The following is a 7,335-nucleotide window of genomic DNA, read 5'->3' as shown; positions in this document are numbered from 1 at the left end:
GGGGGTCGCGCCGGTTTGGGGGTGGGGGGGGGGGGGGGGGGCGGCCCCCCCCCCGGGGGGGGGGGGGGGGGGGGGGGGGCGGGGGGGCCCCCCCCCCACGACGGGGGCCGGTACGGGCCTCCGGTGTCAGACGAAGACCGCGAGGCTCTTGGCCTTGCCCTTCTGCTCCTCGACGAGGACCAGGAACCGTCCGTCGGGCCCGAAGACCGCGACCGGGCCCGGCGGGTATGCCGGCATGTCGAGCCGTACGCCGTTGAGCAGCAGCTTGGCCCGCCTCTCGTCGACGTCCCAGCGGGGGAACGCCGAGTCGGCGGCCTCGGCCACCGGCATCACGACCAGTTCCTCCTGGTGCTGGTCGAGCGTCCGCGCGGCATCGAGGCCGTACGGACCGACGCGGGTGCGCCGCAGTGCCGTCAGATGCCCGCCCACGCCGAGGCCCGCGCCGAGGTCGCGCGCGATGGCCCGGATGTACGTACCGGAGGAGCAGACCACCGAGACGACCAGGTCGACCACCGGAGTGCCGTCCTCGGCGACGGCCTCACGGACGTCGTAGACGCGGAAGGACGAGATGGTCACCGGCCGGGCCGGGATCTCGAACTCCTCGCCGCCGCGCACCCGCGCGTAGGACCGCTTGCCGTCGATCTTGATGGCGCTGACCTTGGACGGCACCTGCATGATGGCGCCGGTCAGGGCGGCGACCCCCGCGTCGATGCCCTCGCGCGTCACCCCGGAGGCGTCGGTGGACGAGGTGATCTCGCCCTCCGCGTCGTCCGTGACGGTGTCCTGGCCGAGCCGGATCGTACCGAGGTACTCCTTCTCGGTCAGCGCGAGGTGGCCGAGGAGCTTGGTGGCCTTCTCGACACCGAGTACGAGTACTCCGGTCGCCATCGGGTCCAGCGTGCCGGCGTGGCCGACCCGGCGGGTCCGGGCGATGCCGCGCATCTTGGCGACGACGTCGTGCGAAGTGAAGCCGGACGGCTTGTCGACGATGACAAGGCCGTCCGGCGTTTTGTTCTGCGTCATGCGGAAGGTGAGTCCTCGTCCTCGTCCTCCGGCTTGCGGTACGGGTCGGCGTCGCCCGCGTACGTGGCGCCCGAGGACGCCTCGCGCACCTTGGCGTCCGAGGCCCGTGCCCGGTCGAGGAGGTCCTCGATCGCCTTGGCGTTCTCGGGCAGCGCGTCCGCCACGAAGGAGAGCGTGGGGGTGAACTTCGTCCCCGCCGCCGAGCCGACGGCGGAGCGCAGGATGCCCTTGGCGCTCTCCAGCCCGGCCGCCGCGCTCGCCCGCTCCTCGTCGTCGCCGTAGACCGTGTAGAAGACCGTGGCCTCCCGCAGGTCACCGGTGACGCGGGTGTCCGTGATGGTCACGTGCGTACCCAGGCGCGGGTCCTTGATTCCGCGCTGCAGTTTCTCGGCGACCACCTCCTGGATGAGGTCCGCCAGCTTCTTAGCCCGCGCGTTGTCGGCCACTGGTCCGTCTCCTTCTCGCTTTGAACGGACCGGGGACCGGGGGCGGCGTCGCCCGCCCCCGGTTCCCGGCCGGTCCTACTCAATCGTCTTCGTCGCTGTGCAGCCGCCGCCGTACGGACAGCAGCTCCACTTCCGGCCGGCCGGCGACCAACCGCTCGCACCGGTCGAGTACGTCTGTGAGGTGCCCGGTCTCCCCGGAGACCACGGCGAGGCCGATCTCGGCCCTGCGATGGAGGTCCTGACCGCCCGTCTCCGCCACGCTCACCGCGTACTTGCGCTGGAGCTCGGCAACGATCGGACGGACTATGGAGCGCTTCTCCTTGAGCGACCGTACGTCGCCGAGAAGCAGATCGAAGGACAGTGTCCCCACATACATGTGTGTCCGGATGTCCCGCCGGTTCGGGTTCGCGCCCCGCCGGTGATTGGCAGGGACACAAGAACCGTACACGGAACGGCCGGGGCCGATCGACGGAAATACGTCCCGTCGACCGGCCCCGACTGTTGAGGTACGGGTCAGCCTCGCGGCTTCTCGCGCATCTCGTACGTCGCGATGACGTCGTCGATCTTGATGTCGTTGAAGTTTCCGAGGTTGATACCGCCCTCGAAGCCTTCGCGGATCTCGGTGACGTCGTCCTTGAAGCGGCGCAGACCGGAGATGTTGAGGTTCTCCGCGATGACCTTGCCATCGCGCAGCAGGCGCGCCTTGGTGTTGCGCTTGACCTCGCCGGACCGGACCAGCACACCGGCGATGTTGCCCAGCTTGGACGAGCGGAAGATCTCGCGGATCTCCGCCGTGCCGAGCTCGACCTCTTCGTACTCCGGCTTGAGCATGCCCTTGAGGGCCGCTTCGATCTCTTCGATCGCCTGGTAGATGACCGAGTAGTACCGGACGTCCACACCTTCGCGGTCGGCCATCTGCGCGGCACGCCCTGCGGCGCGCACGTTGAAGCCGATCACGATGGCGTCGGAGCCGGTCGCCAGGTCGATGTCCGACTCGGTGACCGCACCCACACCGCGGTGCAGGACCCGGATGTCGACCTCTTCACCGACGTCGAGCTGGAGCAGCGAGGACTCGAGAGCCTCCACCGAACCGGACGCGTCGCCCTTGATGATGAGGTTGAGTTCCTGGACCAGACCGGCCTTGAGCGCCTCGTCCAGGTTCTCCAGGGAGAACCGGACACCCTTGCGGGCGAAGTTGGCGTTGCGCTCACGGGCGGCACGCTTCTCGGCGATCTGACGGGCCGTACGGTCCTCGTCGACGACCAGGAAGTTGTCGCCGGCACCCGGGACGTTGGTGAGACCCAGCACGAGGACGGGGGTCGAGGGACCCGCTTCCTCGACGTTCTCGCCCTTGTCGTCGAGCATGGCGCGCACACGGCCGTAGGCGTCGCCCACGACCATCGTGTCGCCGACGCGGAGCGTGCCTCGCTGGACGAGGACGGTCGCGACGGCACCGCGGCCGCGGTCGAGGTGGGACTCGATCGCAATACCCTGCGCGTCCTGCTCCGGGTTGGCCCGCAGGTCGAGCGAGGCGTCGGCGGTGAGGACGACGGCCTCCAGAAGAGCCTCGATGTTGAGGCCCTGCTTGGCGGAGATGTCGACGAACATCGTGTCGCCGCCGTACTCCTCGGCCACCAGACCGAACTCGGTGAGCTGACCGCGCACCTTGGTCGGGTCCGCACCCTCGACGTCGATCTTGTTGACCGCGACCACGATCGGCACGTCGGCCGCCTTGGCGTGGTTCAGCGCCTCGATCGTCTGGGGCATCACACCGTCGTTCGCCGCCACCACGAGGATCGCGATGTCGGTGGACTTCGCACCACGTGCACGCATGGCGGTGAACGCCTCGTGACCCGGGGTGTCGATGAAGGTGATGCGGCGGTCCTCGCCGTTGACCTCGGCGCCGACCTGGTACGCACCGATGTGCTGCGTGATGCCGCCGGCCTCGCCCGCAACGACGTTCGTCTTGCGGATCGCGTCCAGCAGTCGGGTCTTACCGTGGTCGACGTGACCCATGACGGTCACGACCGGCGGACGGGAGACCAGGGCCTCTTCGCCGCCCTCGTCCTCGCCGAACTCGATGTCGAAGGACTCGAGCAGCTCGCGGTCCTCCTCCTCGGGGCTGACGATCTCGAGGACGAAGTTCATCTCGTCCGCGAGGAGCTTCAGCGTCTCGTCGGAGACGGACTGCGTGGCAGTGACCATCTCGCCGAGGTTCATCATCACGCCGACGAGCGACGCCGGGTTGGCGTTGATCTTCTCGGCGAAATCGGTGAGGGAGGCACCGCGCGACAGCCGGACAGCCTGTCCGTTGCCGCGAGGCAGCATGACGCCGCCCACCGACGGGGCCTGCATGGCCTCGTACTCCTGGCGCCTCTGCCGCTTCGACTTGCGACCACGACGCGCGGGACCGCCGGGGCGGCCGAAGGCGCCCTGCGTGCCACCACGGCCACCGGGGCCGCCGGGACGTCCACCGAAACCGGGACGACCGCCGAAGCCGCCGCCACCACCGGGACGGCCTGCGCCGCCACCGCCACCGCCGCCACCGGGACGACCGGCGAAACCGCCGCCGCCGCCACCGGGACCGGCCGGACGGCCTGCGAAGCCGCCGCCACCGGGACGGCCTGCGCCGCCACCGCCGCCGGGACGACCGCCGCCGCCACCGGGACCACGGCCACCGCCGGGGCCACCACCGGGACGCGGGCCGGCAGCGGGACGCTGCGGCATCATGCCCGGGTTCGGACGGTTACCGCCGGCGCCGGGGGCGCCGCCGGGACGAGGGGACTGCGGGCGCGGCATGCCCCCCGGAGACGGACGTGCACCGCCCTGGCTCTGACCCTGCGGGCGCGGGGCGCCGCCGGGGCCGCCCTGCGGACGCGGGGCGCCGGGGCGCTCCGAGCCGCCACCGGGACGCGGGGCGCCACCGGGACGGGGCGACTGCGGACGGGCCATGCCCGTCGAGCCACCGGAGGTGAAGGGGTTGTTGCCCGGACGTGGACCGGCCGGACGGGCGCCGCTGGGGCGCGGGGCGCCCTGGCCCGCGGGGCGTGCGGGGCGCTCGGCGCCACGCTCTCCACCGCGGCCGCCGTCACGCTGACCACCGTCACGGCCACCGTCACGCTGACCGCCGGCCGGAGCCGGACGGGCAGGGCGGGGGCCCGGGGTGGCACCCGCGGGACGCGGGGCCTGCTGCTGCTGCGGCGCTGCCGGCTGGGCCGGAGCCGGAGCCGAGAACTCGGCTGCGGGCACCGGGGTGACCGGAGCGGCCTTCGGCGCGGGCTTGGGGCCCGGACGCGGGCCGGCGGACGGCGCGGAGGGTGCAGCGGGGGTGCTGCTCGCCGGTGCCTCGGCAGCGGCCGGCTTGGGAGCCGGGGCGCCGGGCTTCGGGGCAGCGGGACGTGCCGCAGCGGCCGGGGAGGGCGCTGCGGGCTTCACAGGGGCGGCCTTGCGGGGCGCGCCAGGCTTTGCAGCGGACTTGCCGGCGTTGCCGCCGGGCCCCTGCAGTGCGTCAGTCAACTTGCGTACAACCGGCGCCTCGATCGTCGAGGACGCCGAACGTACGAATTCACCGAGTTCTTGGAGCTTGGCCATGACGACCTTGCTCTCAACCCCGAACTCCTTGGCGAGTTCGTATACCCGGACCTTAGCCACTTCGCTCCTTTTAGGTCCGGGTTACCGCCGGACCGTCGCTACTTCATGGGCGTACTCATCGCGTACTCATCGAGTGCTCATCGCAATCTCGACCTACTTCCAACTCGCGAGGTACCTGACCGCACGGGGACCCGTGCCGTTCAATTTCTTACGGTGTCACCCGCTCGACGAACCGCTGCACCGCAGCGGGGTCGAACGGCCCCTTGGCCTTGAAGGCCCGGGGGAATGCCCGGCGGCGAACCGCCAGGTCCAGACAGTCGGAGACGGGGTGTACGTAGGCACCCCGGCCGGGCAGCGTACCGCGAGGATCAGGGACGCATGCGTCCTCGTCCACCACGATGCGCAGCAGCTCGCTCTTGGCCGCTCGCTCCCGGCATCCCACACAGGTTCGCTCGGGGCAAGCGCGGGCGTGCGTCCGGCCAGACACGTTTAAGTCTACCTCCCCGCACCGACCTCACCCCTTTGGGGCAAAAATCGAACGGATGTTGTCGTGATCTCAGCGGCGTGGCGACGAGATCTATTCCTTGTCATCCCCTCGGACCCCGGTCCGGACCGGGGTCCGTCGGGGCCCGTGGGGCCGTCGTCGGTCAGCGTCGCTCGGAGCGCTCCCGGGCCCGCTCGGCCCGCTCGCGGTCCGCGACGTCCCGCTCGGCGTCGGTCTCGGTGTCCGGGCGGATGTCGATGCGCCAGCCCGTCAGGCGGGCGGCCAGGCGGGCGTTCTGCCCCTCCTTGCCGATCGCCAGCGACAGTTGGTAGTCGGGCACGGTGACCCGGGCGGAGCGCGCGCCGAGGTCAACGACCTCGACTTCACTCACCCGTGCGGGTGACAGCGCGTTGGCGACCATCTCGGCCGGGTCGTCCGACCAGTCCACGATGTCGATCTTCTCGCCGTGCAGCTCGGCCATGACATTGCGCACACGGCCGCCCATCGGGCCGATGCAGGCGCCCTTGGCGTTGAGACCCGAGCGGGTGGAACGGACGGCGATCTTGGAACGGTGACCGGCCTCGCGGGCGATCGCGCAGATCTCGACGGAACCGTCCGCGATCTCCGGGACCTCCAGCGCGAAGAGCTTCTTCACCAGGTTGGGGTGGGTCCGCGACAGCGTCACCGACGGGCCGCGGACGCCCTTGGCGACGCGTACGACGTAGGTGCGCAGCCGCAGGCCGTGGGTGTACTCCTCGCCGGGCACCTGCTCCTGCACCGGCAGGATGGCTTCCAGCTTGCCGATGTCGACCAGGACGTTCTTCGGGTCCTTGCCCTGCTGGACGACGCCGGTCACGACATCGCCCTCGTGGCCCGCGTACTCGCCGAAGGTCCGGTCGTCCTCCGCGTCGCGCAGCCGCTGCAGGATGACCTGCTTGGCGGTGGTCGCGGCGATCCGGCCGAAGCCCGACGGGGTGTCGTCGAACTCCTTGGGCTCCTGGCCCTCCTCGAGGTCGGCCGGGTCCTCCTTGGCCCACACGGTCACGTGGCCGCGCTCGTCCAGCTCCACGCGCGCCCTGCGGTGGCTGCCGTCCGTGCGGTGGTACGCGATGAGGAGGGCCGACTCGATCGCCTCGACGAGCACGTCGAACGGGATCTCCTTGTCCTGCGCCAAGCCCTTCAGAAGCTTCACATCGATGTCCACGGCTACGCCTCCTCTTCCTTCTTGTCCTTGCGGTTGAATTCCAGCTCCACGCGCGCCTTGGCGATCTCGGCGAAGGCGATCCGGCGGGACGTGGGCTTGCGGCCCTTGACGCCCGGCACTTCGAGATCCAGGCCTTCTTCGTCGACCGCGAGGATGCGGGCCACCAGCTCGCCGCCCTCGCCCAACGTCAGCCGGGCCAGCCGGCCCGTGGCACGTACGTAGTGGCGGTGCTCCGTCAGCGGGCGGTCGGCACCGGGAGAGCTGACCTCCAGGACGTACTCGTCCTCGCCCATCACATCGGTCTCGTCGAGCTCGGCGGAGATCGCGCGGCTCAGATCCGCACAGGCGTCCAGCTCCACGCCCTCTTCGGAGTCCACGATGATCCGCAGCACCCGGCGACGGCCGGCCCGGGACACTTCGATCTCTTCCAGATCCAGCTGCTCGGCGCTGACGAGCGGTTCGACCAGCCCGCGCAGCCTCTCGCTCTGGGTGGTGCTCATCCGGGTGACTCCTCGGCCGCGTGTGCTGTTGTGGGGATCGTCGCGTGTCTGGTCAAAGGGTATCCGGTCCCAGAGGGTGTTGCTGTC

7 protein-coding genes are annotated in these 7,335 nt (G+C 70.8%); all 7 read right to left on the bottom strand.

Going from position 1 to position 7,335, the window contains the following annotated elements:
- Positions 1-126: 126 nt before the first annotated feature.
- The 7 genes from truB to rimP all read right to left on the bottom strand — a co-directional run bounded on the left by truB (position 127) and on the right by rimP (position 7,248).
- Positions 127-1,023 carry a tRNA pseudouridine(55) synthase TruB gene (gene truB / locus ACGFZA_RS06730; protein ID WP_385281702.1) on the bottom strand — a complete coding sequence of 299 codons (897 nt, stop codon included), beginning with the start codon at positions 1,021-1,023 and terminating at the stop codon, positions 127-129.
- Entirely contained in the window at positions 1,020-1,469 is a 450-nt protein-coding gene (rbfA, locus tag ACGFZA_RS06725) for a 30S ribosome-binding factor RbfA (RefSeq protein ID WP_326739191.1), read from the bottom strand. Before rbfA ends, truB begins: the two co-directional genes overlap by 4 nt.
- 79 nt (positions 1,470-1,548) lie before the next feature.
- Positions 1,549-1,845 carry a DUF503 domain-containing protein gene (locus ACGFZA_RS06720; RefSeq protein WP_136329549.1) on the bottom strand — a complete coding sequence of 99 codons (297 nt, stop codon included), beginning with the start codon at positions 1,843-1,845 and terminating at the stop codon, positions 1,549-1,551.
- Between the two features lie 137 nt (positions 1,846-1,982).
- Entirely contained in the window at positions 1,983-5,120 is a 3,138-nt protein-coding gene (gene infB / locus ACGFZA_RS06715; protein ID WP_393677564.1) for a translation initiation factor IF-2, read from the bottom strand.
- Between the two features lie 148 nt (positions 5,121-5,268).
- Positions 5,269-5,547 (bottom strand): YlxR family protein, encoded by a 279-nt coding sequence (locus ACGFZA_RS06710; RefSeq protein WP_393677561.1) that lies wholly within the window; start codon positions 5,545-5,547, stop codon positions 5,269-5,271.
- A 160-nt stretch (positions 5,548-5,707) separates the two neighbouring features.
- Complete coding sequence (gene nusA / locus ACGFZA_RS06705) at positions 5,708-6,748, bottom strand: transcription termination factor NusA (protein WP_219571906.1); 1,041 nt, start codon at positions 6,746-6,748, stop codon at positions 5,708-5,710.
- A 2-nt stretch (positions 6,749-6,750) separates the two neighbouring features.
- The gene (rimP, locus tag ACGFZA_RS06700; protein WP_385281690.1) at positions 6,751-7,248 is read right to left on the bottom strand and encodes a ribosome maturation factor RimP; all 498 of its coding nucleotides are present in this window, start codon (positions 7,246-7,248) and stop codon (positions 6,751-6,753) included.
- Positions 7,249-7,335: the final 87 nt, after the last annotated feature.

This window comes from Streptomyces sp. NPDC048211 (assembly GCF_043202315.1).
Classification (GTDB): Bacteria; Actinomycetota; Actinomycetes; order Streptomycetales; family Streptomycetaceae; genus Streptomyces.
This window is presented reverse-complemented; position numbering and strand designations above follow the sequence as displayed.